Origin of the sequence: Roseococcus suduntuyensis (assembly GCF_014196305.1) — a bacterium.
In the GTDB taxonomy this organism is placed as follows: Bacteria; Pseudomonadota; Alphaproteobacteria; order Acetobacterales; family Acetobacteraceae; genus Roseococcus; species Roseococcus suduntuyensis.
This window is the reverse complement of the sequence record NZ_JACIDJ010000003.1, coordinates 107,820-134,772: the sequence shown is the minus strand read 5'-3', so window position 1 is coordinate 134,772 and position 26,953 is coordinate 107,820. Positions and strand designations below refer to the sequence as shown.

Below are 26,953 nucleotides of genomic sequence, written 5' to 3'. Positions count from 1 at the left end.
AACGCCGCATGGCAGCCCCGCAAGGCCCTTATGCGTCAATGCCCGCGCAGGATCTGGCCGAGGAAGGTCTGCAGCCGCTCGGTGCGGGGGTTGCTGAAGATCTCGGCGGGCGCGCCCTGTTCCACCACCTCGCCACGGTCCATGAACACCACGCGGTCGGCCACCTGGCGGGCGAAGCCCATCTCGTGCGTCACGCAGATCATGGTCATGCCCGTCTCGGCCAGCATCACCATGGTGTCGAGCACCTCCTTGATCATCTCGGGGTCGAGGGCGGAGGTCGGTTCGTCGAACAGCATGATCTTGGGGCGCATGCACAGCGCGCGGGCGATGGCGACGCGCTGCTGCTGCCCGCCCGAGAGCTGGCCCGGGTATTTGTGCGCCTGTTCGGGGATGCGGACGCGGGTGAGGAACTCCATCGCCAGCGCCTCCGCTTCCTTGCGGGGCATCTTCCGCACCCAGATGGGCGCGAGGGTGCAGTTCTCCAGGATGGTGAGGTGCGGGAAGAGGTTGAAGCTCTGGAACACCATGCCGACCTCGCGGCGGATGGCGTCCAGGCTGCGCAAATCGCCCGACAGCTCGATGCCGTCCACGACGATGCGTCCCTTCTGGTGCTCCTCAAGCCGGTTGATGCAGCGGATCAGGGTGGACTTGCCCGAGCCCGAGGGGCCGCAGACCACCACGCGCTCGCCAGTGGCCACCTCCAGGTGGATGTCGCGCAGCACGTGCAGCGACCCGAACCACTTGTTGACGCCCGAGAGCATGATGGCCGGCGGCGCATCGGCGCGCACGGAGGAGGCGATGGTGGGGGCCGCCGCCGGGGCGGTGGCGATGGAGGCGGACATGCGGCAGCGGACTCCCGAACGAGGATGAGGAAGCGAAACCCTGCGATGGCGTGGCCCGGTCTGTCGCCGGCCCTGGGCGGCCGCGCGCCGCCAGGCGGCCCCGCCTCGCGGCGGGACTCGCATTCATTACAGGATGGTCAGGCCCGCGACAATGAGAATGGCGGGGCGCTCTCTCAACCCCAAAGGGGCAGCGGAACGGTCAGCGGAAGGGGGGCGCGTATTGCAGCCCGCCCGGCTGGGTCCAGAGCGCGTTGCGTCCGCGCTGCAGGCCGATGGGGCCCAGGTTGCGCTCATAGATCTCGCCGTAATGGCCGAGTGCCGCGATGACGTTCAGCATCCAGGCATTGTCGAGGCCGAAGGGCCGCCCCGGCTCGCCCGTGCGGCCGAGCAGGCGCTGCACCTCGGGGCGGGGGTCGCCCTCGGCCATCTGGCGGGCCTGGGCGGCGGTGACGCCCAGCTCCTCCGCCGTGACGAGGCCGAAGTGCACCCAGCGCACCAGGTCGGCGAAGCGGGGGTCGCCCTGGCGGATCACGGGGGCGAGCGGCTCCTTGCTCAGCACGTCGGGCAGGATGATGTGGTCGGCCGGGTTGGGCTGCACGGCGCGGATCGCGGCCAGCGCCGAGATGTCGGAGGTGAAGGCGTCGCAGCGCCCGCCGGCATAGGCGGTGACGATCTCCTCCAGCCGCTCGATCACGACGGGGCGGAGGTTGATGCGGTTGCTGCGCGCCCATTCGGCCAGCACCTGCTCGGCCGTGGTGCCGGACTGCACGCAGACCGTCGCACCCGCCATCTGCCGGGCGTTCTGCACGCCGAGCGAGGCCTTCAGCATGAAGCCCTGGCCGTCGAAGAAGGTGATGGGCCCGAAGTCGAAGCCCATGCCGGCGTCGCGGGCGAAGGTCCAGCTGGTGTTGCGCAGCAGCACGTCGATATCGCCGGACTGCAGGGCGGTGAAGCGGTTCTGGGCGCCGGTGGGGATGAAGCGCACCCGCTCCTCGGCCGTGCCGAAGATGGCGATGGCGATGGCGCGGCAATAATCCGCGTCGAAACCGCGCCACTGGCCCTGGGCATCGGCCGCGGCGAAGCCCGCGAGGCCGGCATTCACCCCGCAGAGCAGGGCGCCGCGGTTGCGGATGGTGTCGATCATGCTGGCGGGGGCGGGGGGCTGTGCCGCGGGGGCAGGGGGTGTCGCAGCGGGAGCCGGGGCCGGGGCTGCCGGGGCCGCCTGTGTCGGGGCCGCCTGCGGCGCGGGGCTTGCCTGCGGCGCCGGGGTTGCCTGCGGCGCCGGGCTTGCCTGCGGCGCAGGGGCCGCCTGCGGCGCCGGGCTTGCCTGCGGCGCGGGCGCCTGCCCGGCCGCGGGGCCGATCGCGAGGGACATCAGCAGGGCCCCACCCAGGGCATGGGCGAGGGGTCGCCGGTTCGGCATATGCATCTCCTGGAACCTTGGCGCGGCCGCCCCGGGGGCACCGCAGGTCGGGCCGGACACTGCGCCATCGCTGGCCGGGGATCAATCGCGTGGCTTTTGCGGAATGTGACAGGCGGGCCTTGTTGCCTGGGCCCTTGCCGCGCAACCTCTGGCCGTGCCGAAGAGGGAAGGTTCATGCTGCAGCTCGACCGCCAGGAGATCGCCGCCCGCCTGCCATGGCCCGCCCTGGTCGAGGCGCTGGCCGCCATGTTCCGCGAGGGCTGCGACGCGCCGCTGCGCCACCGCCACCCCCTGCCGGGCGGGGGCAGCCTGCTGCTGATGCCGGCGGTGGGGCAGGGGCATTCGGGCGTGAAGGTCGTGCATGTGGCACCCGGCAATGCCGCGCTGGGCCTGCCCGCCGTGCACGCGGAATACCTGCTGTCCGATGCCGCGACGGGCGTTCCGGTGGCGCTGCTCGATGGCGGGGAGCTGACGGACCGCCGCACCGCGGCCGCCTCGGTGCTGGCGGCGCGATATTTGGCGCGGCCCGATTCGCGGCGGCATCTGGTGCTGGGCGCGGGCAAGGTGGCGGCGGCGCTGGCCGAGGCCTTCCACGCCGCCTATGGCATGGAACGCACCTCCATCTGGGCGCGCCGGCCCGAGCAGGCGCGCGCGCTGGCCGCGCGGCTCGTGGCGCATGGGGTGCCGGCCACGGCGGTGGAAAGCCCGGACCCGGCGGGCCATGACATCATCAGCGCCGCCACGCTGGCCACCACGCCGCTGGTCATCGGCGCGGCGCTGGCGCCGGGGATGCACCTCGACCTCGTGGGTGCCTATCGCCCCGACATGCGCGAGGCCGATGGAGCGGCGCTGGCCCGCGCCCTCTGCGTGGTGGACACGCGCGCTGGCGCCATGGCCGAGGCGGGGGACATCGTGCAGGCCATCGCGGAGGGGCATATCACGGCCGGCCATGTGGCGGCGGAACTCGCGGAATTGTGCCGTGGCGCGCATCCGGGCCGCACCGATCCGGGGCAGATCACGCTGTTCAAGTCGGTGGGCTGGGCGGGCGAGGACCTGGCGGCGGCGGTGCTGGCCACGTGCGGCGGCTGATCCGCCGCGCCGGCGAGTTCGCCTGGCGCTGGAGCATGCTGCGTTCACATGCGTTCACGCAGCCTGCTCCAGCCTTCGTCGAGAGCGGGATTCAGCGTCTTCGGTGCTTCCACCTCAACGCATCCCGCTCTAACCCTCCGCCACCCGCCGCAGCATGGCCAGGAGCTGCCGGCGCTCCACAGCCGAAAGGGGCGCCAGCACCGAATCATTGGCCCGCCGTCCCGCCTTCTGCGCGGCGCGCAGCAGCTCGGCCCCCGCCTCGGTGATGGTGAGGATGCGGATGCGCCGGTCCTGCGGGTCCGCCGTGGCCTGCACGAGCCCGCGGTCCACCAGGCGGCGCACCACCCCCTGCACGGTCGCGGAATCCATGGCGGCCAGCCGGCCAAGGTGATTTTGCGTGACGCGCCCCATCTCGGACAGGCGCAGCAGCGCGGCGAATTGCGGCCCCGTGAGGCCGAGCCCCGCCGCGCATTCCTGGAACATGGACTGATAGCGCTGGTGGGCGCGCCGCAGCATGTGCCCGGCCGAGGCATCCAGGCTGTAGCCGGGGGCGGAGACACCTGTCTCGGGCGAAGCGGCCGCGGGCTCCTGCTCGTCGCGCATCATTTTCCACCCTGTTCCGATCAGTTGGCGGAACGGTCGCCGCACTGTCAAGCGCGGTGCCGTATGGAAGCCGTTGCATGGCTTCTTCCGTTTCACTAAACGGGGAGGGTCGGCCGCGCGAACGGCACAATATACTGGGAGAGAAAACAAATGAGCTCATCCACCCCTGGCACCGCCCGCCGCGGCCTGCTCAAGGCCGGCGCCGTTGCCGCCGCCGGCGCCGCCGTGCTGGCCACGCCCGGCGTCAGCCGCGCGCAGACCACCACCCTGCGCTTCCAGTCCACCTGGCCGCAGCGCGACATCTTCCACGAATTCGCCAATGACTACGTGACGCGCGTGAACACGCTGGCCGGTGGCCGGCTGCGGGTGGAGCTGCTGCCCGCGGGTGCCGTCGTCGGCGCCTTCCAGCTGATTGACGCCGTCTCGGCCGGCACGCTCGATGGCGGCCATGGCGTCTCGGCCTACTGGTTCGGCAAGAACAAGGCGTTCAGCCTGTTCGGCACGCCGCCCGCCTGGTTCTACGACGCGAACTCCTACCTCGCCTGGTTCTACTATGGCGGCGGCGAGGCGCTGTACAACGAGCTGATCACCGACATCCTGCGCGTGAACGTGGTGGGCTTCCAGACCGGCCCGATGCCGACGCAGCCGCTGGGCTGGTTCCGCAACCGCGTCGAGAACGCCGAGCAGATGCGCGGCATGCGCTACCGCACCGTGGGCCTCGCCACCGACCTGTTCAACGCCATGGGCGCGGCCGTGACCGCCCTGCCGGGCGGGGAGATCGTGCCCGCGCTGGAGCGCGGCGTGATTGATGGCGCGGAGTTCAACAACCCCTCCTCCGACCGCGTCCTCGGCTTCCCGGACGTGGCCAAGAACTACATGCTCCAGTCCTACCATCAGAACACCGAGACCTTCGAAGTGCTCTGGAACAAGGGCCGCTTCGACGGCCTGCCGGCCGAGCTGAAGGCCGTGCTGCGCGTGGCGGCCGAAGCGGCCTCGGCCGACATGTCCTGGAAGCAGCAGCTGCGCTATCCGAACGACCTGCAGGCGATGGTGACCAGCGCCGGCGTGAACGTCCACATCACGCCCCGCCCCATCCTTGACGCGCAGCTGCGCGCCTGGGACGGCGTGATCGCGAACCTGGAGAGCGACGCCTTCTTCAAGAAGGTGACCGACAGCCAGCGCGACTGGTGCCGCCGCGTCAGCGCCTTCTACCTGCGCAACAACGCATCCTCCGCCGCCGCCTTCAACCACTTCTTCGCGCGGCGCTGAGCCACTGACCCCACCACGCCCGTCCCGACACCCCGGGGCGGGCGTTTTTCATGCCCTTCCGTCACGGAGCCCGCCCAGGTGCAAGCACTGCTGGTGAATGTGGACCGGATCAGCGCCTTCATCGGCAAGGTCTTTGCCTGGTGCATCGTGCTGCTGACCGGTGCCATCGTGTACGAGGTCTTCGCGCGCTACCTCTTTCGCGCACCGACCGCCTGGGCCTTCGACGTCTCCTACATGCTCTACGGCACGCTGTTCATGATGGCGGGGGCCTATACCCTGTCGCGCCAGGGGCATGTGCGGGCGGATTTCATCTACCGGCTGTTCCCGGTGCGGGTGCAGGGCGGGCTCGACTTCGTGCTCTACATCCTGTTCTTCTTCCCGGGCATGCTGGCGCTGGTCTATTTCGGCTGGGACTTCTTCACCCAGTCCTACTGGCAGAACGAACGCTCCTCGATCAGCCCCAACGGGCCCTATATCTGGCCCTTCAAGTTCATCATCCCCTTCGCCGGCGCGCTCATGATCCTGCAGGGCATCGCCGAGACGGCGCGGGCCGCCATCGCCTGGCGCAGCGGCGCCTGGCCCGACCGCCTGCATGACGTGGAGGAGCTGGAAGTGCTGACGCTGAAGCAGGCGCAAGCCGCCCGCGAAGCCGAGATGGCGGCCGCGCGCCGCGCGGAGATGCCCCTGTGACCGACCCCGTTCTCGGCATGATCATGCTGGGCAGCTTCATCTTCGTGATCCTGCTCGGCTTCCCCGTCGCCTTCACCCTCACCGCCATGGGCCTCGGCTTCGGCTATCTCGGCCTCGGCACGCGGGTCTTCGACCTGCTGGTGCAGCGCACCTACGCCGTCATGGCCAATGACGTGCTGATCTCGGTGCCGCTCTTCATCTTCATGGGCTATGTGATCGAGCGCGCGAACATCCTGGACCGGCTGTTCCGCGCGTTGCAGATGGCCTCGGGCGGGCTGCCCGGTTCGCTCGCCATCGCAACGCTGGCCACCTGCGCGCTGTTCGCGACCGCCACCGGCATCGTGGGCGCGGTGGTGACGCTGATGGGGCTGCTGGCCTTCCCCGCCATGCTGCGCGCGGGCTACGACCCCAAGCTCGCGGCGGGCGTCACCTGCGCGGGCGGGTGCCTGGGCATCCTGATCCCGCCCTCCATCATGCTGATCCTCTATGGCGCGACGGCGGGCGAGAGCGTGGTGCGCCTCTACGCCGCGGCCTTCCTGCCGGGCGTGGGCCTCGCGTTCCTCTACATGCTCTACGTGCTGATCCTGGCCACGCTGAAGCCCGGCATGGCGCCCCGCCTGCCGCCCGAGGAGCGCACGACGCCGGTCGGGCAGATCCTGCTGGCGCTCGCCACCTCCTTCATACCGCTCGCGGTGCTCATCGGCATGGTGCTGGGCGCGATCCTGTTCGGGCTGGCCACGCCCTCCGAGGCGGCGGCCATGGGGGCCGCGGGCTCCGTGCTGCTGGCGCTGCTCTACCGCAGCCTCACCTTCACCAAGCTGAAGGAGAGCGTGTTCCTGACCGCCCGCACCACCGCCATGGTGTGCTGGCTGTTCATCGGCGCCTATATCTTCACCTCGGTCTTCGGCTGGCTGGGCGGGCACCATGTGGTGGAGGAGGCGGTGAAGGCGCTCGACCTCTCGCCCATGATGTTCCTGCTGCTGGCGCAGGTCATCATCTTCCTGCTGGGCTGGCCGCTGGAATGGACCGAGATCGTGCTGATCTTCGTGCCCATCTTCCTGCCGCTGCTGGGCACCTTCGAGATCGACCCGATCCTGTTCGGCGTGATCGTGGCGCTGAACCTGCAGACCTCCTTCCTCACACCCCCCGTCGCCATGGCCGCCTACTACCTGAAGGGGGTGGCGCCGCCGCATGTGAAGCTGTCGGAGATCTTCCTGGGCTGCCTGCCTTTCGTGGGCATCGTGATCTTCGCGATGGCCATGCTCTACATCTTCCCCGAGATCGCGACCTGGCTGCCCTCCTACCTGTATGACAATGTCGGCGGGCCGGGCCAGGAACTGTCCGTGCCGGAGGGCGGCTTCACTGTGGATGAGGAGCCCGCCCTGCCGGCCTTCAACTGAGCAGCATGGACCGCATGACCGACATCACCACCCAGGCCGCGAACTGGCTGCACGAGGCCTGGGAGACGGGCAACCCGCTCGCCCCCTTTCCGGAGGAGATGGCGCCCCCCGACCTCGCCGCCGGCGAGGCCATCGCCGCCGCCCTGGTCGAGACGCTGGAAATTCCCGTCACGGGCATGCGCCTCGCCCCCGCGCCCGGCGACACCTGGGTTTCGGCGCCGCTGCTGGAGCCGCGGCTGATGCGGGCCGGCACGCCGGTGGCGCTGGCCGCGCTGCGGCATATCCGCATCACGGCCGGCATTCTGGGCGTGCTGGCGGAAGACCTCACCGACGCCCCGCCCGTCTTTTCCGCCCTGCACCCCGTGGTGGACGTGGCGGCGGAACGTTACCAGCAGGGCGCGCCCGATGCCGCGCAGCGCGTGGCCGATCTCGGCGGGCTCGGCCATGTGCTGGTGGGCAAGCGCTTCGTGGGACCATTGCCGGAGGTGGTCTCGGTGCGGATCGGCCCCACCGGCACCCGCCCGCGCCCCTTCGAGGTGAAGCTCGCTCCCCTGATGGATCAGCTCGTGGAAGATGCGCGCCGCTGGGGGCCACTGCCGGCCGGGGCCGTGCTGGTGGTGGCGGGGCTGGCGCTGGGCCGCGTGCCCAACCCGGGCGAGAAATGGTCGGCCGCCGTGGCGCCCGTGGGCCGCATCACCGTCCAGTTCGCCTGAGCGGGGTGGTCCGTCCGGCGGGGCAGGGCCATGATGCCCGCCCCTGACGGAGCCCGCCATGCCTGACCCCAATCCGCGCATTCCCTTCCGCCTCGAATCCGACGTGCCGCCGCTGCCGGCCTTCCGCGGCAAGCGCGTCATCGTGAACCTGGCGGTGAACGTCGAGCACTGGCCCTTCGACCAGCCCATGCCGCGCGCCATCCTCACGCCGCCGCACGGCATCAAGGCCATCCCGGACGTGCCCAACTTCACCTGGGTGGAATACGGGCTGCGCGTGGGCATGTCGCGGCTGCTTGAGATGTGCCGCGCACTCGGTATCCGCGCCTCCAACCTCTCCAACGCCCAGATCTGCACGCATTACCCGCGCCTCGCGGAGGCCATGCTCCAGGCCGACTGGGAATTCGTGGGCCATGGCGTGTATCAGCGCGCACTCGCCACCATCGAGGATGACAAGGCGGCGGTGGAGGAGGCGCTGTCCACCATGCGCCGCTTCTCGGGCCAGAAGGTGCGCGCCTGGCTGGGGGCCGGCCTCAGCGAGAAGGCCGACACGCCCGAGGTGCTGCGCCGCAACGGCGTGGATTTCCTGCACGACTGGCTGGTGGATGACGTGCCCGTCTGGATGCGGACCGAGGCGGGGCCGCTGCTCTCCTTGCCCTACACGGTCGAGCTGAACGACGTGCCCATCTACATGCTGGCCTCGCAGGGCTCGACCGCCATGGCCGATCGCATCCGCGCCAACATGGCCTTCTACGCGCGTGGCGGCTTCGAGCGGACGCGGGTGATGACCATCGCACTCCACCCGCACGTGATCGGCGTGGCGCACCGGATGGAGAGCTTCTGGGCCGCGATGGAGGAGCTGGCGGCGCACCCGCAGGTGGCTTTCGCCACCTCGTCCGAGATCGGCGACTGGTTCACGGCGCTGCATCCGGCGCCGCACGCGTGATCAACGCCGGTTGATCGCGGGCGGATTGGTTGGGCGGCTGATGCACGCCTTCGGTGAGTTCACCGAAGGCGATCAGGCGCGGGCCGCCATCTCCCACTCCGCCACCAGCTTGTCGCGGCCCGCGCGCATGTCGTCCGGGCCGCCGAAGGCCAGCATGTAGTGGCCGCGATAGCCCTCGCCCTCGATCAGGCGAAACAGGGCGTTGAAGTCCATGTTGCCCTCGCCGGGAAACAGGTGCTCCTCCTTGGCCCCTCGGTTGTCGGCGAGGCGCACCTCCGCCATCCGGGCCGGGCCGAAATGGCGGTAGAAGCCCTCGACGCCCACGGGCAGCATGTGCGCGTGGTTGGCGGTGAAGGACCAGCCGAAGACCTCCGGGTCCAGGGCCGCGAAGAAGCGCTCGCATTCGGGGATGTCGCAGGCCAGGTAGCGCACCTCGGCATCCGCGGGCTCGGGGTTCATGTTCTCCAGCAGCAGGCGCACGCCCTGGGTGCGCGCGTAGTCGCCCAGGCGTCGCAGCCGGGTCAGCGCGGCCTGGGTGCGGCGGTCGTAGTCGTCGGTGAAGTGGTAGCCGGCATGGACCACGATCCAGCCCGCGCCCAGCGGCCCGGCCAGGTCCACATAGGCGCGCAGGTAGTTGTCGGTGGCGGCGGCGAGGTAGGGCGCGGTCTCGGCCATGTTCACGGCCGACAGCGTGTGCAGGCCAAGCTCGAGCCCGAGCCGTTCCTTCAGCCCGCGCGCCGCGCGCAGCCGTGCGCCGTCGAAGCCGTCGAACTCATTGCCCGCATCGCCCAGGCGGATGTCCAGATGCGCGAAACCCGCCGACGACGCCCATTCCAGCCCGTCCTCCAGCCGCAGGCGCGCGCCGAGATCCACGCCGATGCGGGCGGAGAGGGAAGCCTTGTCGTCAGCCATGGCGGGGCTCCGTGGGAAAGAGTGTCGCGTATCCCCTTGGGATGGATCGCTTAACCAATCCTACCTGCGGCGGCCACCAATGTCCCTCCCGTGCCGGGGCCAGGGCCTGCCGCGCGAGGGCAAGCCGCTCGCTCCGGAAGAGGAGGAGCTTGCGGAGATGACCCGGCTCGCGGAGGGTTTCGCCGGAAGCCGCCTGCCGCCGCTGCAGGCCCTGGGGGTGGCTCGAGGGGGACGCCGCCATCATGCGGTTGCGGACCGGCGGGACTTCCTTTCGCGACGGCTCGCCCCGAACCTGGACCTTCCCTTCGTCACGCCGCGTGGGCGCGCGCTACCCTGCCTCCACCGCCGCCCCGGCGGGCTTGCGCCCCCAGACCTGCACCACGGTGTAGAGGATCGCCGTCGTGCCCGGATCGTTGAGGTGCGACCGGCAGGCGGCGATGGCCTCGTCCAGGGCGGGGCCGTCGGTCAATCCGGCGCGCAGCAACGGGCCGCGCAGCGAGTCCACGATGTCCGGAAGCCAGGCGGCCTGCGGGTCGCCCGCCTGGCAGGACACCAGGAAGGGGCGGTAGCGCAGCTCGCGCAGCCCCGCCTGCCGCAGCAGGCCGAACAGCCGCCGGGCGACGCCGCGGCCGGTGCCGCTCTGCTCCAGCCCCGCGCCGAGCATCCCCTTCAGCCGCGCGAAGGCGGGGTGCGGCGGGAAGCAGGCCATGCTGGAGAGGTCCTGCTCCTGCAGCGCGATTGTTCCCCCTGGGCGGGCCAGCCGGATGGCCTCCGTGAGCAGCGGGTCGAACTGCGCCGCGCCGGCGAAGAGGAAGCGGCCATGCACCAGGTCGAAGCCGCCATCGGGCAGGCCCGTGCGGCAGGCATCCGCCTCCAGGTACTCGACCGCGCCCGCCGCCTCGGCGCGCGCGTGGTCGAGGAAGCGCCGCTCCAGGTCCAGGCCGACCACCAGCCCTGGCGCGCCGGCCCGCGCCGCCATCAGCCGCGTCACGTCGCCCAGGCCGCAGGCGAGGTCGAGGCAGCGCCAGCCCGGCCCGACCCCGATGGAGGAGAGCAGCGCCTCGGCCTCCTCCGTGAGCCAGGCGCCTTGCGCGGCCAGCCGGCCGATCTCGCCCGCGCGGGGTTCGAGGGGATACATCGCCGGGCTCCTCAGGCCGCGTCTTCCGTGAGGCGGTCCACCGCCGCGGCCATATCGGCCAGGCGGGGGTGCTCCAGCAGGTCGGAATCGGTGATGAACACCGCGCGGCGCTCGTAGAGCCCGGCGGCCACCTGCAGCATGTCGAGCGAATCCCCGCCGAATTCGAAGAAGTCATCCTCGCGGCCGACCTCGTCCACCTCGAAGATCTCGCACCAGATCTCGGCCAGCAGCCACTCGGTCTCGCCGCGCGTCGGCACCGGCGGGGCCATGCCGTCGGGGCGCGTGCCGCTGAGCGTCGGCAGCCGGCCCCGGGCGATCTTGTTGCCGGCCGAGCGCGGCAGGGCCTCGAAGACGCCGACCCGCCAGGGCAGCATGTAGTCCGGCAGCTGCGAGGCGAGGCGCCGCCGCAGGGCAAGGCCATTGATCTCCACGCCTGGCGCGGGCTGCACCCAGGCGGCCAGGCGCATGTCGCCGCCCGACGTCCGCACGGCCTGCACGACGCCTTCCGCCACGCCCTCCTGCCGGCACAGCACCGCCTCCACGGCGGCCAGTTCCACGCGGTAGCCGCGGATCTTCACCATGTGGTCGGCCCGGCCGAGATGCTCCAGCATCCCGTCCGGGTGCAGCCGGCCGAGATCGCCGCTGAAGACGCGGAAACACCCCGGGCGATCGGGGTCGGGGCGGAAACGCTCGGCCGTCAGCTCCGGGCGCCCCCAGTAGCCGATGGCCGTGTAGTCGCCGGAGACGACGATCTCCCCGATCTCGCCCAGGGGCACCGGCTCGCCCTGCTCGTCCACCAGGGTGACGTGGCGGTCCTCGACCGGCCAGCCGACCGGCACCGCCTCTCGCCCCTGCACGGCCGCGGGGTCCACCACCCATTCGGCGATCATCCCCGCCTCGCTGCTGGCCAGGCGGTTCACCACGGCGCAGTCCCAGCCCAGGCGGTCGCGCAGCGCCGTGACATCCTCCGGCCGCAGCACCTCGCCGCCCACGATGATGCGGCGCGGCTGCCAGGCCTGGCGTTCGGGCATGCGCGCCTCGACGAGGTCACGCAGCACGGGGGGCGTCACCGGCAGCACGGTGATCCGCCGCTCCGCCGCCCAGCGCCCGAGGCCGAGCAGGCCGTGGCGGCGGCTGTCGAAGACCTCCACCGTGGCGCCGGCCAGCAGCCCGCCGAGGATGGCCGGGATCGAGCCCGCGAAGGCGAAGGAGGAGAGGTGCGCGATGCGCTCGCCCGGCGCATAGCCGTGGTGGCGGGTCTGCAGCCCGGCATGCCAGCACAGCGAGCGCTGGGTGCGGACCACGCCCTTGGCCGGCCCGGTGCTGGCCGAGGTGAGGTAGATGATGGCCGGGTCCTCCGGCCGCGGCGTCCGTGCAGCCTGGGCGGGGGCCGGATGGGCCGTGCCGACCTGCACCGGCACCTGGCCCGCGCGGTCCCGGCACCAGGCCTCCTGCGCCGGCGCGGTGACGATGCGCGCCACCTGTGCGAAGAGGCCCATGACATCCTCGGGCGGGGCGGCCGGGTCTATCGGCATGGCCGGCACGCCGGCCTTCAGCGCGCCGAGCAGGGCGATGACGGCCTCGGTGCCGATGCCGAAGACCAGGGCCACCGCGCCGCCCGCCGGCAGGTCGGCGAGGGAGGCGGCCGCGCGGTCGGTCTCGGCGTCCAGCGCGGCATAGGTCAGGGCGCGCCCGTCCTCGACCAGCGCCTCGGCCTCCGGCAGGGCCTCGACGATCCGGCGCAGCCGGGCTGGGATCGTGCCGTCGAACTCGGCGCGTTCGAAGGGCATCTTGCCGTCGAATTCGGCGCGTTCGAAGGGGATCACGGCGTGATCTCCGCCACCAGGTCGGACGGCGCCAGCACGCGGTCAATCAGCCGCCGCTGCCGCAGCCAGTCCTGATAGGCGAGCAGGCTGTCCAGGTTCAGCGCGCCATCGGCCGGCATGCTGGGCCAGCAGGCGCGCTCCAGCAGCTCGGGCGAAAGCCGGGTGGCGCGCGCCAGGATTTCGAGGTTGCGCGGCGTCTTGCCCTCATTGTAGCGGACCAGTGCGGCGCGGTAGGCGCGCAGGAAGCGGCGGCCCAGCGCCTGGCCATCGGCCAGCATCCGCTCGGAGAACATCAGCGCGGTGAATTGGCCGCCCGGGAGCAATTCCTCCGCCCCCACGGCGACGCGGCCCACCCCGGCCTGATCGAGCCGCGCCACCCAGGGCTCGGAGAGGAAGGCGAGGTCCAGCGCGCCGGCGGCCAGCGCCGCCTGCTGCGCCGGCACAGGCATCTCGCGGAACTGCACCTGCAGCCGCTCGGCGCCGCGCCGCTGCCGCAGCAGGTCCACCAGGAAGCCCTCGAAGGCGTTGGGGTCGGCGCTGACGCGCAGCGAACGCGCCTCGCCCGAGGTCAGCGCCGCGAGCGTGAGCCCGGTGCCGTAGAAGGCGGCGTAGGAACAGGGGGCCGGCGCCAGCATCACGCCGGAGGCCACCAGCCGGGCGCGGCCGCCGCGCGCCACCGCGTTGAACAGCGCGGGTGAGGCCTGGGGGATGCCGGCGTCCAGGTCCCCGCTCATCAGCCCCGGCAGGGCGAGATGGGAGGAGGAGAGGGCGACCGGCTCGATCGTGATGCCCTCGCGGGCAAAGAGGCCCTCCTCCAGCGCGATGAAGATCGGCGCCTGCGACAGGAAGGGCAGCACCACGAGCTTCACCCGCTCCGCCCGCGGCGCGGCCGGCAGCAGCGCCGCGAGGCACAGCGCCAGGCCGAGCACCCGGCCGGCCCGTGCCGCGACGCGGGCGATCCGCGTCCATCCTCGCCTCTTCAGCATCTCACCTGATCCTTCCAAAAGGCGGCCCGCCACACCCGCTCAGCGGCCGAGACAGCGGTTGAAGACAAGGCCGAGCATGGCCAGGACCAGCAGCGTGCCGTAGAGCTGCTCTACCCGCATGGTCTGCCAGGACTGCCAGACCGCGGCGCCCAGCCCGTCATTGCCGCTCAGCATCTCGACCGAGATCAGCACCACGATCGCGGCGTTGAGCGACAGCCTGAGCCCCGCCCGCAGCACCGGCCAGGCGCCCGGCAGCACCAGGCGGCGCAGTACCATCAGGGGCGGCGCGCCATAGTTGCGTGCGACATTCCACAGCAGCGGATCAATGGCGCGGACGGCGACGGCGCCCGCGATGGCCGCGGGGAAGAAGGCGACCAGCGCCACCGGCACCATCCGCGCCTTCTCGCTGAAGCCGAACAGCACCAGGAACAGCGGCAGCAGCGCCACCTTGGGCATCGGGTGCAGGGCGGCGATCACGGGGTCGAGCGCACGGTGCAGGCGCGGGGCGAGGCCCATCGCGAGCCCGGCCAGCGTGCCCAGCCCGGCCCCCAGGCCGAAGCCGAGCACGAGGCGCTGCCCGCTCGCCATCAGGCTCTCGGCCATCTCGCCGTTGCGCAGGCTCTCCACCAGCCAGGCGAGGATGATCGTAGGCGGGGGAAAGAGCAGCATGGCCACCCAGCCGGCCCGCGCGGCGGCTTCCCAGGCCGCGGCGGCGAGGAGGAGGGCGAGCAGGTGCGCCATCAGGCGGCCGGCGGCGTGATGGTGGGCGCCAGCATGTCCCAGATCCGCCAGCGCAGGGCGGCGACCTCCGGCGGGGGTGGGCCCATGATGCGGCGCGGGCGGGGGAAGGGCACCGTGATGTCCGCGATCACCCGCCCCGGCCGCGCCGAGAGCACCACCACGCGGTCGCAGAGCAGCAGCGCCTCCTCGATGTCATGGGTGACATAGACCACGCTGCGCCCGGTGCCGGACCAGAGGTCCAGCAGCTCCTGTTGCAGCACCACGCGGGTCTGCGCGTCGAGGGCGGAGAAGGGCTCGTCCAGCAGCATCGCCTCGGCCTCGGCGACGAAGAGGCGGGCGAGGGCCGCGCGCTGGCGCATGCCGCCCGAGAGCTGGTCCGGGCGCGACGTGGCGAAGCCCTCCAGCCCCAGGCGGCGCAGCATGGCATGGGCGCGGGCCTCGCGCGCGGCGCGCGGCATGCCCTGGGCCTCCAGGCCGAAGGCGACATTGTCCAGCACGCTCAGCCAGGGCAGCAGCCCATGTTCCTGGAAGGCCATCAGGCGGCGGGGCGGGCGGGGGCCGGTCCAGCCGGGAAAGCCGATGCGGCCGGCGCTGGGCGCTCGCAGCCCGGCCAGCATCGCCAGCAGGGAGGACTTGCCGCAGCCGCTGGGGCCGATCAGGCCCAGGAACTCCCCGGGCGCCACCTCCAGGTCCAGCCCGTCCACGGCGCGCAGCGGGCCCCGCGGCCCGGGATAGTCCAGCCCGATGCCCTGCAGCGTGATCCTCACGCCGGCGGCGCCTCGAACAGGGAGGCGACCAGGCCGGGCACCTCGCCCCGCCGCAGGAACCAGCGGATGGCGCCGTGGTCGGCCAGGCCCTCGGCCGCCACCAGCCGCACGCCGGGGATGCCCCGCATCCGCGCGGCCTCCCGGCGGTCCGTCTCATGGCCTTCACCGAAGCACAGGATGGTGCGCGGGGGCCGCGCGGCCGCGGCATAGGCCTGCGCCAGGTCGAAGACGAGGCCGGGGTTGCGCTGCGCGATGGCATTGATGGCCGGCGCGAACTGTGGGTCATGCCGCGTCTGCGGATTGGTCAGCATGCTGAAGGCGAGCGCCCCTTCCGCCCCCAGGTCGAGGGCATAGCGCAGCGCCGCGTAGCCGCCGGCCGAATTGCCGAGGCAGGCAAGGTGCGTGGCACCCAGCCCGGCGGCCTGCGCGCGCAGCAGGTCGAGCAGGCCGGCATAGTCCGCGATGCCGAGATCCGGATCGCCAGCCATGTAGAAGCTGGCGCCAAGGCCCCTCAGATAGATCAGGTGCACGCCGCAGCCGCGCAGCACGCGGTGCAATTCGTCGAGCAGCAGCCAATAGCCCCGCGCGCCGCCGGAGAAGACGATCAGCGCCCGGTCGCCGCCGGCGGGGTTGCGCCAGACCAGGGTGGTGCCGGGCCGCGCGGGTTCCGCGCCCCCGGCCTCGAGGTCCTCCAGCAGGCCGCTGTGCTCCAGGGTGCGGATGATGTGGGCGCAGGCGCGGCCGGTGGCGCTCTCCCGATCGAGCGCGGGGAGCGTCTCCAGCACCCGCTTCGCCTCGGAGGGCGTGCTGAAGCGGAGAAGATTCTCCACGTCCCGCAGGCTTGGCGGCCCGGCGGGCGTGGGGCTGCCGCCGGCGCTGCCGCGGCGGCCATAGGCGCGCTGGTCCCACCAGGTTTCGTGATCCGGCCAGCGCTGGCGCAGGCTGGCGCGGAGCGCCTTGAAGACGGGACCGGCATGGGCAAGCCAGGCCACCGTCATGGCCTGCTCGTACCAGCCCGGCTCGGCCACGGCGTCGAACCGCTCGAACACCGCCTGCCAGTGACCCATGGCTTCGGGCCAGACCAGGCGCCATTCGGCGAGCTTCGCGAGCCCGATCCAGCCCAGCGGCTCCTCCGGCCAGCGCGCGTGCAGCCGGGCCAGGGCCCCGGCGGCGTGCGGCGGGACCAGCGCATCCTCCGGCCGGCGCGGCGTGTTGAAGGCAAGCAGCAGGCGGGCGAAGGCGAGGGTCTCGTCGCGGCCGGCATGTTCCGGCCAGCGGTGCAGGGCCTCGTCCCACAGGGGCAGCGCCGCCGCATGATCACCGCCGTCATGTGCCTGCCGCGCCCTGGCCAGGAGGCGAGCGCGCTCATCCTGCGGTATCGCGGCCACGCAGCCGCATCGCGGCCGCTGCCCCGCCTCCCCGTTTTCGCCCGCCGTCGTTTCCATAGGAAGAAGCATGGCAAAAAACTATTTAGAGTTGAAGGATGCCAGAAGCTTTTCGCCAGGGATATTGGCGAAGCGGGCCGTTGGGCGGCCTCGGCGTCAGTCGGCCTGGTAGCTGTAGCGCCAGAGGTTGAAGATCTTGGGGCGGCCGTCGTCGCTGGGCCGGCCGGCCTCGGTGTCCGTCAGCGCATGCTCGCCATGCAGCCCGATGCGCACCCAGCCGCGCCGCGCGACCGCGCGGAAGCAGATCGCCTCGGCCACCTCGCGCCGCGGCTCGGACCAGCTCCGCACCGGCATGCCGTCCACCGTCACCGTCAGCCGGTCGCGCAGGCCAGGGTCCACCCAGCCCTTGTTGTAGAGGCGCAGCGTCAGCCGCGCGCCCGGCCCCGGCACCGGCAGGTAGATCAGGGCGTCGCGGTCGGCACCCAGCCAGCGGCAGCACTCGCGACTGCCGGCGGCGTCGCGGCCGTGCAGGCCCCGGCCGACCAGCGGCATGTTCATGTCGAAGACATGCTCCGCGCCGATCCGCATCGGCGCCAGCGCGGACAGGCGCGCGGCGACGAACTCGGCCTCGAACTCCGCGAGCGTGTAGTCGCGGGCAGGGGCCGCGCGCAGCGCCGCCACGGCGCGGTCGTGCAGGAGGCGGTCGCCCGTGGTGACCGCGGCGGCGGCGGCCCGCGCGGCCTCGCCATGTTCCTCCGGCGCGGTCCGGTTGCGAACCTCCAGCGGGGCGGGGGGGCACCAGCCCATGTCGCGCGCCAGCTCGCCGCGCAGCCGGTCCACCTCCTCCAGCACGCCGATGCGGGCGCCGTAGTGTTGCAGCGTGCGCCAGGCCTGCGCGGCGCGCTCCTCCGGCGGCATGGCGTCGAAGGCCTCCGCGCTGACGCTGTGCTGCGTCAGGGCGCGGCACTGGTGGTCCTCGAACATGCTGCGGAAGGGCAGGGCGTCGCCGCAGGCGGCGCGCAGCCGGGCGAAGTCGGGAAGTTCGCGGCAGGCCTCGTGCATCCGGCGCCAGTCGTCGGGCTTGTGGGCGTAGTCGTGCGGCGCCAGCCGGCGATAGTCCTGGAACTGCGACAGGGCGCGCCGGTCGGCCCGGCGCAGCACCGTGAAGACATGGTCGTCCGCGTCCAGCCAGGGGGCGATGTCCACATGGCCGTGCAGCACGTCGAACCAGGCGATGCTCTCGCGCGCGGCCTCGGCGAGGGTGGGGCGCAAGGCGGGGTCCTGCAGGGCGGCGATGTCGGCATGGGCGATGCCGCGGTCGCGCAGGCGCTGCCCGAACTCGGCGGGCGGACGCGCGCGCTCGGCATGGGTTTCGGAGTCGAGCGCGGCGTTCAGCGCCGTGCCGCCGCATTTCGAGATGTGCAGGTGGAAGATCTTGCGTGCAGCCAGCATGGAGGCCCCGGTGGGTGTGCGCGGTGATGCCTCTCCCGGCAGGCCAGCGCCCTGGTCCGGCGGGGGCGTTCCTGGACGAGGCGTAACCCGGACTGCTATTCTTTCAAACCTATGATCTCGATTCGCCACGACTTCCTGTTTATCCATCGTGGCAAGTCGGGCGGGAATTCGATATCAGAGATACTGCTGCCCTATTCCGAGGACAGCAAGAGCGTCACCGGTTCCCAGGACGGGACCGAGCGTTTCGACGTGCGGAACGACGGCTTCGGCACCCGCAAGCACTCCCGCCTCGCGGATTACAAGCGGGCTCTGCCGGCCGAGCTGTTCGACCGGCTCTATAAGTTCTCCGTCATTCGCAATCCGTATGAGCGGTTGGTGAGCGCCTATTTCTCACCACACCGTGTGGCGGACGGGCGCATCCAGGGGTTTGACCGGGACGCCTTCCGGCAGCTGATCATCAGCCAGGCGACCCTGCGCGACTTTATCCGCACCGGTCCCGGCGGCGCATTGGACGCGGAGCTGGACATGCTCCTGCGTTTCGAGCGCCTCGAGCGGGAGGTCGCTGCCTTGCTCCAGGCCATCGGCCTGCCGCCACGGGCGCTGCCGCACCGCAACCGCGGCGACCATGCGCCCTACCGGACCTACTACGATGCCGAGTTGCGGGAACTGGTCGAGGCGCGGTTCCGCGAGGAGCTGGACTGGGGCGGCTACGCGTTCTGAAGCGGGCCTGCACGCGGCCCGTGGGGGATTTTCGCCGCATCAATCCGTTGAGAGAGGTGGGTGGCGGACAGGGTGGGATTCGAACCCACGGTAGAGTTGCCCCCACGGCGGTTTTCAAGACCGCTGCCTTAAACCACTCGGCCACCTGTCCCCGGCGCCCGCCTATACAGCCGCCGCGCGCGCCGCGCGAGGGGATCACTCCCCCGCGAGGCGCGCGGCCGGCTCAGCGCCCAGGGTGCTGCCCAGGCGCATCATCGCGTTCACATCCGCGGCTCCTGCCAGCCCCAGCACCGCATCGGCCAGAGCGGCCGCGCGGTCCGCGCCCAGCACCTGGTCGGAGAGACCATGGAACTTGGCGCGCAGCTCGGCCTCGGTCAGGAAGTTGCCGGGCTCGCCCTTGGGCACCACGACGAACTTGGTGAATTCCTGCCCGCGCGCGCGGATGGTCAGCTTGCCCGACATGTTGCGCGGGAATTCGGCCTGCACCTCCGGGTCCTCGACGCAGGTCACCTTCGGCATCAGCGCACGCAGAACGGGGTCGTCCATGCGGGCATAGCTGTCCCAGCCGAAATGGCCGTGGCCCAGCGCGCAGGACACGACGAAGGGGCCGCTGAACTGGCCATCCACCGTGTTCTTCGGGTGCTGCTTGTATTCCAGCGGCGCGCCCACCAGCAGCATGCCCTTGTTGGGCAGGCCCATGGTGACGCTCTCGATCTCCTCCGGTCGCAGCCCGTGCTCGGCGCGCAGCATCAGCGCCGCGTCCACGCTGGCATGGCCGTAGCGGCAGGAGGGGTAGGGCTTCACCGCCGTTTCCATCAGCTCGAACTCGCCGCCCAGGTTGCGGATGGCGCGCTCGGGGATGGGGTTGGGGGCATAGGCGCTGAGGAAGCCCGCCTTGCCCTCCATGGCCTGGGCGGCGCCGCGGAAGCCCTCGCGCGCCAGCAGCGCGGCGGAGAGGCCGGCCATGGCCGCCCAGCCCACCTGCCAGCGCTTGGTCCAGGCGCCATTGGCCAGGAATTGCAGGCTGCCGGCGGCCTGGCTGAGCACGATGCCGAAGGCGTCCGTGATCTGAGCCTCGGACAGGCCCATGACCCGCGCGGCGGCGGCGGCACCGCCGAAGGCGCCGCAGGTGGCCGTCGGGTGGTAGCCGCGGTCGTAATGGTCGCCGGCGGGCAGGGCGACCGCCAGGCGGTTCGTCACCTCGTAGCCCGCCACGATGGCGGCGATCACGTCGGCGCCCTTGGCGCCGCACATCTCGGCGGCGGCCAGCGCCGCCGGGATCACGGGGGCGCCCGGGTGCAGGCTGCCGGCGGCATGGGTGTCGTCGAAGTCGAGGCTGTGGGCATAGGCGCCATTCAGCAACGCGGCCCCGGCGGGCGACCAGCGGGCGGCCTCGCCGAACACGGCGGCTTGGCCGTGGCCCAGGCCCATGGCGCGGGCGGCGGCGCGCAGCGGCGGGCTGCTCTCGGCCTCGACCCCGCCGCGGACCATGTTGCCCACCAGATCCAGGATGAGGAAGCGCGTGCGCGCCTCGACCTCGGCCGGCAGGTCCGCGTGGCGGATCGAGGCGGCGTAACGGGCGAAGGTTTCGGTGACCGCGACCATGGACGTGTTTCCTTTCGCAATTGCGCCGATGCTACGCCGTCTTCCGCCGGGCTGGAACCGGGCGGCTCGAGTGCTGCGCAAGCGGCCGGTTCGAGTGCGGCGCAAGCGGCCGGTTCGAATTGCGCTGGCCGGTCAGAAGTGGCACCTATCCCCTTATGTTCACCCGACGCAGCCTATTCGCCGGAACCGCCGCCGGCGCGTTCGCGGCCCGGCCCGCTTTCGCGCAGGAAAGCTTTGCCGCCTTTCTCCAGGGCGTCCGCGCCGAAGCCCGCCGGGCGGGCATCCGCCAGGCCACGCTGGACCGCGCGCTTTCCGGCCTGCAGCCCAATGAGCGGGTGATCGAGCTCGACCGCCGTCAGGCCGAATTCACCCAGACCTGGCCGCAATACCGCGACGCGCGGCTTTCGCCCCAGCGAATCGAGGCCGGCCGCCGCGCCTATGCCCAGAACCGCACCCTGCTGGAATCCATCCAGGCCCGGCATGGGGTCAGTGGCCGCGTGGTGGTCGCGATCTGGGGGCTGGAGACCAATTACGGCGGCTTCACCGGCAATTTCAACGTGATCGAGGCATTGGCGACCCTGGCGTGGGAAGGCCGCCGCGCCGCCTTCTTCCGTGCCGAGCTGATGGCCGCGCTGCGCATCCTCGATGCCGGCCATGTGGATGTCAGCCGCATGCGCGGCAGCCATGCGGGGGCCATGGGCAACCCGCAATTCATGCCGACCAGCTTCGAGCGACTGGCGGTGGATTTCGACGGCGATGGCCGCCGCGACATCTGGGACAACCGGGCCGATGCGCTCGCCTCCATCGCCAACTACCTCGCGAACCATGGCTGGCGCGAGCCCGCACCCTGGGGCTTCGAGGTGACGCTGCCGCCGGGCTTCGACACCGCCCTGGCCGACCACCGGCGCATGCGCCCCGTGGCCGAATGGGCGCGGATGCGCGTGACGCGCGCCGGGGCAGGCGGGCTGCCGGACATGGGCGGGGAATGGGCCATCGTCATGCCGGGCCTTTCGCGCGGCGACAGCCAAGCCTTCCTGGTGGGCGCCAACTTCATGGCCATCCGCCGCTACAACCCCTCCAATTTCTACGCGACGGCGGTGGGGCTGCTGTCGGACCGCGTGGCCTGACCATGGGGCGCGCCCTGGCGGGGCTGCTGGCGCTGGCCATGCTGGCGGGGTGCGGCCGCGCGCCGCCGCCCACCGAGGCGCGCTACCATCTGGGCGAACCCTGGCGGCAGGGCCCGCTCTGGGCCTATCCGCGCGAGGATTTCGCGCTGAACCAGACGGGCATCGCTTCCCTGCTGCCGCGCCGCGCCGCCGCCACGCTCACCGCCAATGGCGAGCGACGGGAGGATGGCATGTTCGCCGCCCACCCCACGCTGCAACTGCCCGCCATCGTCACCGTGACCAACCTGGAAAACGGCCGCTCGCTGCGGCTGCGGGTGAATGATCGGGGCCCGGCCGAGCCTGGGCGCGTCATCGCCGTGGCGCCGCGCGCCGCCGCCTTGCTGGGCGCGGCCGGCCCCTTCCAGGCGCGGGTGGTGATTGACGCCGAGGCCTCCCGCGCCGCCATCGCGGGCCTCGCGGGGCAGGCCGAGGCGCTGCCCGTCGCCGCCGCCCCGGTGGGCGAGGTGGGGCGCGAGGCCCTGGCCCCGCCGCCTGGCGCGCGCGGCCTCGCCACCGCCGCGCCGCGCGCCGCGCGCCCGGCCGTGCAGACCGTGGCCACCTCCGCGACCGCCCGCCCGCCCGAACGCCTGCCCGAACAGGTGACTCAGGGCGCGCCCCGCCCGGGCCTGCTCTGGATCGAGGCCGGGACCTATTTCAACAGGCAACTGGCCGCGCGCGAGGCCGCGCGCCTGAGCGGCGGCCGGGTGGAGCCCTTGGGCGTTGCCGGCGGCCCGCGCGGGCGGCAGCAGCAGTTCCGCGTCCGCACCGGCCCCTATCGCGGCCTCGCGGAGGCCGATGCGGCCTTCGCCCGCGCCATCGCGGTGGGGCTCACCGAACTGCGCCTTGTGGTGGATTGAGAGATGCGCGAAGTCCCGGACATGGTGAACCGCCCGACCCATTCCACCCGCCGCACGGCCCTGCTGGCCGGCGCCGCCGCCCTGGCACCCATGCCCGCCCTGGCGCAGGCCCCGCGCCCGGCCGCCCGCGCCGCCAGGCCCGCGGCCCCGCCCGCCACCCCGGGCCAGTCGCCGCTCGGGCCCGTCGAGACCATCGCCCGCAACGCCCTGCTGATGGATTTCGACACGGGTTCCGTGCTGCTCGACAAGGGGGCGGACCAGTCCATCCCGCCCGCCTCCATGTCCAAGCTGATGACCATGTATGTGGTCTTCGACCAGATCCGGCAGGGCCGACTGCGGCTGGACCAGACGCTGCCGGTCAGCGAGGCCGCCTGGCGCATGGGCGGCAGCCGCATGTTCCTGGAACTCAACAGCCGCGTCACGGTCGAGGATCTGGCGCGGGGCGTCATCATCCAGTCGGGCAATGATGCCTGCGTGGTGCTGGCCGAGGCCATCTCCGGCAGCGAACGCGCCTTTGCGGACCTGATGAACACCGTGGCCCCCACCATCGGCCTGCGGGACAGCGTGTTCCGCAACGCCACCGGCTGGCCCGACCCCGAGCACCGGATGACGCCGCGCGACCTCGCGACCCTGGCGCGGCGCCTGATCACGGACTTCCCGGACCATTACCGCTTCTATTCCGAGCGGTCCTTCCGCTGGAACAACATCAACCAGCCCAACCGCAACCCGCTGCTGGAGCGGATGCGCGGCGCCGATGGCCTCAAGACCGGCCGCACGGATGAGGCGGGGTATTGCCTCACCGCCAGCGTGCTGCGCGAGAACCGCCGGCTGATCCTGGTGGTGGCGGGCCTCGCCAGCGAACGCGCCCGCGCGGAGGAGAGCGAGCGGCTGATGGAATGGGGCTTCCAGGCCTTCGACAATGTCGTGCTGTTCCGCGCCGCCGACACCATCGAGGACGTGCCCGTCCATATGGGCGAGCGCGCCAGCGTGCCGCTGGTGGGCGGGCGCGATGTGGTGGTCACCCTGCCGCGCGGCTGGCGCGACCAGCTGCAGGTGCGGCTGCGCTATGACACGCCCGTGCCCGCGCCCGTGCTGCGCGGGCAGGAGCTGGCGCGGATGGAGGTGGCGGGCGCGGGCGTCACGCCGCTCAGCCTGCCGCTCTATGCCGGGGCGGATGTGGACCAGCTCGGCCTCTTGGCCCGCATTCCCGTGCTGGCGCGCGGCCTGCTGGGGCGCTGACGGCCGCCATGCGCGGCCGCTTCATCTCGCTGGAAGGCGGCGAGGGGGCGGGCAAGTCCACCCAGGGGCGCGCGCTTGCCGCCGCCCTGGCGCGGGCGGGCCTGCCGGTGCTTCGCACGCGCGAACCGGGCGGCAGCGCGGGGGCGGAGGCCATCCGCGCCCTGCTGCTGGGCCGCGGCGGGTGGGACCCGGTGGCGGAGATGACGCTGCACTTCGCCGCCCGCCGCGAGCATTGGGCCAGCACCATCGCGCCCGCGCTTCAGGCCGGCATCTGGGTGGTGTGCGACCGCTTCTTCGACAGCACGCTGGCCTACCAGGTGGGCGGGCAGGGGGCGCCCCGCGAGACCTGGGCCGCGCTGCGCGCCGCGACCCTGGGCGAGGCCGCGCCTGATCTTACCCTGCTGCTGGATCTGCCGGTGGCGGCCGGGCTGGCCCGCGCCCAGGCGCGCGGCGAGGTCAACCGCTATGACGCGCTGGGCCAGGGTTTCCATGAGCGGGTGCGCGCCAGCTTCCTGGCCCAGGCCGCGGAGGAACCCGCGCGCTTCGCCGTGCTGGACGCCACGCGCCCCGCGCCCGAGGTGCTGGCCGCCATGCTGGAGGCCTGCCGCCAGCGGCTGGGCGCGCCATGAGCCCGCGCGCCACCGCGACTCTGTTCGGCCATGCGGAGGCGGAGGCAAGCCTCGCCCGGGCCTTCCATTCCGGGCGCCTCGCCCATGCCTGGCTGTTCTGCGGGCCGCCCGGGATCGGCAAGGCGACGCTGGCCTGGCGTTTCGCCCGCTGGGTGCTGGCGGGCGGGCCGCATGCCAAGCCGCCCCTGCACGTGCCACCGGAGGACGTCGTGTTCCGCCGCGTGGCGGCGGGTGCACATGCCGATGTGCTGGAACTCGCCCCCCAGGCCGAGCCGGGCAAGCGGCGCATCATCAAGGTGGAGGAGGTGCGCGCCGCCCGCCACTTCCTGGCGCTCACCGCGGCCGAGGGCGGCTGGCGCGTGGTGCTGGTGGATGGCGCCGAGGCGATGGAGGCGGCATCGGCCAACACCATCCTGAAGACGCTGGAGGAACCGCCGCCGCGCACCGTGCTGATCCTGGTGACGGATGCGCCGGGGCGGCTGCTGCCCACCATCCGCAGCCGCTGCCGGCGGCTCGATCTGTTCCCGCTGGAGGAGGGCGACATGGCGGCGTGCCTCGCCAGCTTGTTGCCCGAGACGTCGGAGGCCGACCGCGCCGCGCTGATGGAACTGGCCGAGGGCGCGCCCGGCCGCGCGCTGGAACTGGCGGAAGGGCAGGGGGTGGAACTGGCGAAGCTGGCCCGCGCCGTGCTCGAATCCTTGCCCGATGCCGCCGGCGCCCATGCCCTGGCCGACCGCATCGCGGGACGCGACGCGGCGCTCGCTTTCCCGGCCTTCTTCGCCCTGCTGGTGCGGCAATTGACGCAATCCGTGCGGGAGGCGGCGCGGGGCGGGGCCATGCCCGGCTGGCTGGCCACCCGCCCCTTGGCGGCCTGGGCCGAGGCGGCGAGCGCCTTGACCCGACAGGCGCAGGAGGCCGAGCGCCTCTCGCTCGACCGCCGCCAGGCGGTGCTGGTGGCCATGGAGACGTTGCGCGGGCGGTGAAGCCACCTTGCCGCGCGCGCGTCCGGGCGCCATGAAGGCGCCCATGCCCGTCTATCTCACCACGCCCATCTACTACGTGAACGACAAGCCCCATATCGGCCACGCCTACACGAGCCTGGCGACCGATGTGCTGGCCCGCTGGCACCGCCTGGCCGGGGAGGAGGTCTATTTCCTCACCGGCACGGATGAGCACGGCCAGAAGGTGGAGAAGGCCGCCCAGGATGCGGGGCAGGACCCCCAGGCCTTCACCGACCGCGTGAGCCAGGCCTTCCGCGACCTGACCGGGGCCATGAACCTCTCCAATGACGGGTTCATCCGCACCACCGAGCCGCGCCACCGCGCCGCCTGCCAGGCGCTGTGGCAGCGGCTGGCGGAGAAGGGCGAGATCTACCTCGGCGCCTATGAGGGCTGGTATGCGGTGCGCGACGAGGCCTTCTATGGCCCTGACGAGCTGACCGAGCGGGACGGGGTGAAATACGCGCCGTCAGGGGCTCCGGTGGAGTGGGTGAGGGAGCCTTCCTACTTCTTCCGCCTCTCCGCCTGGGGCGACAAGCTGCTGAAATTCTACGAAGACAACCCGGACTTCATCCAGCCCGCCACGCGCCGCAACGAGGTGATGGCCTTCGTGAAGTCGGGCCTGACGGATTTGTCCATCTCGCGCACCTCCTTCCGCTGGGGCGTGCCGGTGCCGGGCGATGACGCGCATGTGATGTATGTCTGGATGGATGCGCTGACAAACTACATCACCGCCCTCGGCTATCCCGATGAAAAGGCGGAGCTTTGGCGTTTCTGGCCGGCGGATGTGCATATGGTGGGCAAGGACATCGTCCGCTTCCACGCCATCTACTGGCCGGCCTTCCTGATGGCGGCCGACCTGCCCCCGCCGCGGCGCGTCTTCGCCCATGGCTGGTGGACGAATGAGGGGCAGAAGATCAGCAAATCCGTGGGCAATGTCATTGACCCGCTGGCGCTGGTGCAGGAATTCGGCCTGGACCCCGTGCGCTACTTCCTGCTGCGGGAGGTGCCCTTCGGCCAGGATGGCGATTTCTCGCGCGCCGCGCTGACCAACCGGCTGAATGGGGAACTGGCGGATGCGCTGGGGAACCTCGCCAACCGGGTGCTGAGCCTGATCCAGCGCAATTGCGAGGGGAAGCTGCCGGGCGTGGCGCGCTCGGACGCCGACAGCGCCGGATTGTTCGGCGCATTCCTCGACCCGCTTGAGAGCCGTATGGCCCAACGGCTTGAGAAGATGGAATTCCATCTGGCGCTGGAAGCCATCTTCGAGGCGGTGCGCGAGGCCAATGGCTACATCACCCGCGAGGCCCCCTGGGCCCTGAAGAAGACCGACCCCGTCCGGATGCTGGCCGTGCTGCGGAACCTGCACGACGCTCTGCGCGTCTTCGCCACCCTGCTGCAGCCCTTCATGCCCGACACCATGGCCCGCTTGCTGGACCAGCTGGGTGTGCCGGAAGAGGCCCGCAGCCTGTCGTCGCTGGCCACGCCGCTGCCCGAGGGGCTGGCGCTGCCCACCCCCGCGCCGCTCTTCCAGAAAATCCAGAATCCGGCGTAATCCTC

25 protein-coding genes and 1 tRNA gene are annotated in these 26,953 nt (G+C 71.9%); 13 read left to right on the top strand and 13 right to left on the bottom strand.

Annotated elements, in window-relative coordinates:
* Window positions 1-35 precede the first annotated feature (35 nt).
* Both GGQ83_RS10740 and GGQ83_RS10735 read right to left on the bottom strand, forming a co-directional pair.
* Window positions 36-842 carry an amino acid ABC transporter ATP-binding protein gene (locus GGQ83_RS10740; protein WP_184383803.1) on the bottom strand — a complete coding sequence of 269 codons (807 nt, stop codon included), beginning with the start codon at window positions 840-842 and terminating at the stop codon, window positions 36-38.
* Window positions 843-1,041: 199 nt separating this feature from the next.
* On the bottom strand, window positions 1,042-1,986 hold the full coding sequence (locus GGQ83_RS10735) for an amino acid ABC transporter substrate-binding protein (RefSeq protein ID WP_184383802.1): 945 nt from the start codon (window positions 1,984-1,986) through the stop codon (window positions 1,042-1,044).
* A 453-nt stretch (window positions 1,987-2,439) separates the two neighbouring features.
* Between GGQ83_RS10735 and lhpI the strand changes: the two genes are divergently transcribed.
* Window positions 2,440-3,354 carry a bifunctional Delta(1)-pyrroline-2-carboxylate/Delta(1)-piperideine-2-carboxylate reductase gene (gene lhpI / locus GGQ83_RS10730; protein WP_184383801.1) on the top strand — a complete coding sequence of 305 codons (915 nt, stop codon included), beginning with the start codon at window positions 2,440-2,442 and terminating at the stop codon, window positions 3,352-3,354.
* 129 nt (window positions 3,355-3,483) lie between these two features.
* Here the strand turns inward: lhpI and GGQ83_RS10725 are convergent, their stop codons facing one another.
* A complete protein-coding gene (locus GGQ83_RS10725; RefSeq protein WP_184383800.1) occupies window positions 3,484-3,957 on the bottom strand; it encodes a MarR family winged helix-turn-helix transcriptional regulator in 474 nt (157 codons plus the stop codon).
* A 150-nt stretch (window positions 3,958-4,107) separates the two neighbouring features.
* Between GGQ83_RS10725 and GGQ83_RS10720 the strand changes: the two genes are divergently transcribed.
* From GGQ83_RS10720 to GGQ83_RS10700, 5 genes are all read left to right on the top strand, one after another.
* A complete protein-coding gene (locus GGQ83_RS10720; protein WP_184383799.1) occupies window positions 4,108-5,226 on the top strand; it encodes a TRAP transporter substrate-binding protein in 1,119 nt (372 codons plus the stop codon).
* A 78-nt stretch (window positions 5,227-5,304) separates the two neighbouring features.
* Window positions 5,305-5,916 carry a TRAP transporter small permease subunit gene (locus GGQ83_RS10715; RefSeq protein WP_184383798.1) on the top strand — a complete coding sequence of 204 codons (612 nt, stop codon included), beginning with the start codon at window positions 5,305-5,307 and terminating at the stop codon, window positions 5,914-5,916.
* The gene (locus GGQ83_RS10710) at window positions 5,913-7,316 is read left to right on the top strand and encodes a TRAP transporter large permease (RefSeq protein ID WP_184383797.1); all 1,404 of its coding nucleotides are present in this window, start codon (window positions 5,913-5,915) and stop codon (window positions 7,314-7,316) included. The genes GGQ83_RS10715 and GGQ83_RS10710 overlap by 4 nt, the downstream gene beginning before the upstream one ends.
* 14 nt (window positions 7,317-7,330) lie before the next feature.
* Window positions 7,331-8,029 (top strand): hypothetical protein, encoded by a 699-nt coding sequence (locus tag GGQ83_RS10705; RefSeq protein WP_184383796.1) that lies wholly within the window; start codon window positions 7,331-7,333, stop codon window positions 8,027-8,029.
* A 58-nt stretch (window positions 8,030-8,087) separates the two neighbouring features.
* The gene (locus GGQ83_RS10700) at window positions 8,088-8,972 is read left to right on the top strand and encodes a polysaccharide deacetylase family protein (RefSeq protein ID WP_184383795.1); all 885 of its coding nucleotides are present in this window, start codon (window positions 8,088-8,090) and stop codon (window positions 8,970-8,972) included.
* Window positions 8,973-9,044: 72 nt separating this feature from the next.
* Here the strand turns inward: GGQ83_RS10700 and GGQ83_RS10695 are convergent, their stop codons facing one another.
* The 8 genes from GGQ83_RS10695 to GGQ83_RS10660 all read right to left on the bottom strand — a co-directional run bounded on the left by GGQ83_RS10695 (window position 9,045) and on the right by GGQ83_RS10660 (window position 18,179).
* Window positions 9,045-9,884, bottom strand: a complete 840-nt coding sequence (locus GGQ83_RS10695) for a sugar phosphate isomerase/epimerase family protein (protein ID WP_184383794.1) — start codon at window positions 9,882-9,884, stop codon at window positions 9,045-9,047.
* A 328-nt stretch (window positions 9,885-10,212) separates the two neighbouring features.
* Window positions 10,213-11,022 (bottom strand): class I SAM-dependent methyltransferase, encoded by an 810-nt coding sequence (locus GGQ83_RS10690; protein WP_184383793.1) that lies wholly within the window; start codon window positions 11,020-11,022, stop codon window positions 10,213-10,215.
* A gap of 11 nt (window positions 11,023-11,033) precedes the next feature.
* Window positions 11,034-12,848: a non-ribosomal peptide synthetase gene (locus GGQ83_RS10685; RefSeq protein WP_184383792.1), complete on the bottom strand. Its 1,815-nt coding sequence runs from the start codon at window positions 12,846-12,848 to the stop codon at window positions 11,034-11,036.
* Complete coding sequence (locus GGQ83_RS10680; protein ID WP_184383791.1) at window positions 12,845-13,834, bottom strand: ABC transporter substrate-binding protein; 990 nt, start codon at window positions 13,832-13,834, stop codon at window positions 12,845-12,847. The genes GGQ83_RS10685 and GGQ83_RS10680 overlap by 4 nt, the downstream gene beginning before the upstream one ends.
* Window positions 13,835-13,873: 39 nt before the next feature.
* Entirely contained in the window at window positions 13,874-14,575 is a 702-nt protein-coding gene (locus tag GGQ83_RS10675; RefSeq protein ID WP_184383790.1) for an ABC transporter permease, read from the bottom strand.
* Window positions 14,575-15,342 carry an ABC transporter ATP-binding protein gene (locus tag GGQ83_RS10670; RefSeq protein WP_184383789.1) on the bottom strand — a complete coding sequence of 256 codons (768 nt, stop codon included), beginning with the start codon at window positions 15,340-15,342 and terminating at the stop codon, window positions 14,575-14,577. The genes GGQ83_RS10675 and GGQ83_RS10670 overlap by 1 nt, the downstream gene beginning before the upstream one ends.
* A complete protein-coding gene (locus GGQ83_RS10665) occupies window positions 15,339-16,730 on the bottom strand; it encodes an alpha/beta fold hydrolase (protein ID WP_184383788.1) in 1,392 nt (463 codons plus the stop codon). Before GGQ83_RS10665 ends, GGQ83_RS10670 begins: the two co-directional genes overlap by 4 nt.
* Window positions 16,731-16,883: 153 nt before the next feature.
* Window positions 16,884-18,179, bottom strand: a complete 1,296-nt coding sequence (locus GGQ83_RS10660) for a hypothetical protein (RefSeq protein ID WP_184383787.1) — start codon at window positions 18,177-18,179, stop codon at window positions 16,884-16,886.
* Window positions 18,180-18,290: 111 nt separating this feature from the next.
* Here GGQ83_RS10660 and GGQ83_RS10655 point away from each other — a divergent pair, with 111 nt between their 5' ends.
* Complete coding sequence (locus tag GGQ83_RS10655) at window positions 18,291-18,899, top strand: sulfotransferase family 2 domain-containing protein (protein ID WP_184383786.1); 609 nt, start codon at window positions 18,291-18,293, stop codon at window positions 18,897-18,899.
* A 61-nt stretch (window positions 18,900-18,960) separates the two neighbouring features.
* Here the strand turns inward: GGQ83_RS10655 and GGQ83_RS10650 are convergent.
* Window positions 18,961-19,050 (bottom strand) — tRNA-Ser (locus GGQ83_RS10650).
* A gap of 44 nt (window positions 19,051-19,094) precedes the next feature.
* Complete coding sequence (locus GGQ83_RS10645) at window positions 19,095-20,504, bottom strand: MmgE/PrpD family protein (protein ID WP_184383785.1); 1,410 nt, start codon at window positions 20,502-20,504, stop codon at window positions 19,095-19,097.
* 155 nt (window positions 20,505-20,659) lie between these two features.
* On the opposite strand from GGQ83_RS10645, the gene GGQ83_RS10640 reads away from it, so the two are divergent.
* The 6 genes from GGQ83_RS10640 to metG are packed head-to-tail and all read left to right on the top strand — an operon-like array spanning window position 20,660 to window position 26,948.
* Window positions 20,660-21,631: a lytic murein transglycosylase gene (locus tag GGQ83_RS10640; protein WP_184383784.1), complete on the top strand. Its 972-nt coding sequence runs from the start codon at window positions 20,660-20,662 to the stop codon at window positions 21,629-21,631.
* A 2-nt stretch (window positions 21,632-21,633) separates the two neighbouring features.
* Entirely contained in the window at window positions 21,634-22,527 is an 894-nt protein-coding gene (locus GGQ83_RS10635) for a septal ring lytic transglycosylase RlpA family protein (protein WP_184383783.1), read from the top strand.
* Window positions 22,528-22,530: 3 nt separating this feature from the next.
* On the top strand, window positions 22,531-23,766 hold the full coding sequence (locus tag GGQ83_RS10630; protein WP_242535063.1) for a D-alanyl-D-alanine carboxypeptidase family protein: 1,236 nt from the start codon (window positions 22,531-22,533) through the stop codon (window positions 23,764-23,766).
* Window positions 23,767-23,774: 8 nt separating this feature from the next.
* Window positions 23,775-24,395: a dTMP kinase gene (tmk, locus tag GGQ83_RS10625; protein WP_184383782.1), complete on the top strand. Its 621-nt coding sequence runs from the start codon at window positions 23,775-23,777 to the stop codon at window positions 24,393-24,395.
* Window positions 24,392-25,378: a DNA polymerase III subunit delta' gene (locus GGQ83_RS10620; RefSeq protein WP_184383781.1), complete on the top strand. Its 987-nt coding sequence runs from the start codon at window positions 24,392-24,394 to the stop codon at window positions 25,376-25,378. The genes tmk and GGQ83_RS10620 overlap by 4 nt, the downstream gene beginning before the upstream one ends.
* Window positions 25,379-25,421: 43 nt before the next feature.
* A complete protein-coding gene (gene metG, locus GGQ83_RS10615; RefSeq protein WP_242535062.1) occupies window positions 25,422-26,948 on the top strand; it encodes a methionine--tRNA ligase in 1,527 nt (508 codons plus the stop codon).
* Window positions 26,949-26,953: the final 5 nt, after the last annotated feature.

Bases quoted from the DNA above. Each gene is read 5' to 3' on its own strand.
- GGQ83_RS10740 (WP_184383803.1), bottom strand. From the start codon at position 842: ATGTCCGCCTCCATCGCCACCGCCCCGGCGGCGGCCCCCACCATCGCC.
- GGQ83_RS10735 (WP_184383802.1), bottom strand. From the start codon at position 1,986: ATGATCGACACCATCCGCAACCGCGGCGCCCTGCTCTGCGGGGTGAAT.
- lhpI (WP_184383801.1), top strand. From the start codon at position 2,440: ATGCTGCAGCTCGACCGCCAGGAGATCGCCGCCCGCCTGCCATGGCCC.
- GGQ83_RS10725 (WP_184383800.1), bottom strand. From the start codon at position 3,957: ATGCGCGACGAGCAGGAGCCCGCGGCCGCTTCGCCCGAGACAGGTGTC.
- GGQ83_RS10720 (WP_184383799.1), top strand. From the start codon at position 4,108: ATGAGCTCATCCACCCCTGGCACCGCCCGCCGCGGCCTGCTCAAGGCC.
- GGQ83_RS10705 (WP_184383796.1), top strand. From the start codon at position 7,331: ATGACCGACATCACCACCCAGGCCGCGAACTGGCTGCACGAGGCCTGG.
- GGQ83_RS10700 (WP_184383795.1), top strand. From the start codon at position 8,088: ATGCCTGACCCCAATCCGCGCATTCCCTTCCGCCTCGAATCCGACGTG.
- GGQ83_RS10695 (WP_184383794.1), bottom strand. From the start codon at position 9,884: ATGGCTGACGACAAGGCTTCCCTCTCCGCCCGCATCGGCGTGGATCTC.
- GGQ83_RS10690 (WP_184383793.1), bottom strand. From the start codon at position 11,022: ATGTATCCCCTCGAACCCCGCGCGGGCGAGATCGGCCGGCTGGCCGCG.
- GGQ83_RS10680 (WP_184383791.1), bottom strand. From the start codon at position 13,834: ATGCTGAAGAGGCGAGGATGGACGCGGATCGCCCGCGTCGCGGCACGG.
- GGQ83_RS10675 (WP_184383790.1), bottom strand. From the start codon at position 14,575: ATGGCGCACCTGCTCGCCCTCCTCCTCGCCGCCGCGGCCTGGGAAGCC.
- GGQ83_RS10660 (WP_184383787.1), bottom strand. From the start codon at position 18,179: ATGCTGGCTGCACGCAAGATCTTCCACCTGCACATCTCGAAATGCGGC.
- GGQ83_RS10655 (WP_184383786.1), top strand. From the start codon at position 18,291: ATGATCTCGATTCGCCACGACTTCCTGTTTATCCATCGTGGCAAGTCG.
- GGQ83_RS10645 (WP_184383785.1), bottom strand. From the start codon at position 20,504: ATGGTCGCGGTCACCGAAACCTTCGCCCGTTACGCCGCCTCGATCCGC.
- GGQ83_RS10640 (WP_184383784.1), top strand. From the start codon at position 20,660: ATGTTCACCCGACGCAGCCTATTCGCCGGAACCGCCGCCGGCGCGTTC.
- GGQ83_RS10635 (WP_184383783.1), top strand. From the start codon at position 21,634: ATGGGGCGCGCCCTGGCGGGGCTGCTGGCGCTGGCCATGCTGGCGGGG.
- GGQ83_RS10630 (WP_242535063.1), top strand. From the start codon at position 22,531: ATGCGCGAAGTCCCGGACATGGTGAACCGCCCGACCCATTCCACCCGC.
- tmk (WP_184383782.1), top strand. From the start codon at position 23,775: ATGCGCGGCCGCTTCATCTCGCTGGAAGGCGGCGAGGGGGCGGGCAAG.
- GGQ83_RS10620 (WP_184383781.1), top strand. From the start codon at position 24,392: ATGAGCCCGCGCGCCACCGCGACTCTGTTCGGCCATGCGGAGGCGGAG.
- metG (WP_242535062.1), top strand. From the start codon at position 25,422: ATGCCCGTCTATCTCACCACGCCCATCTACTACGTGAACGACAAGCCC.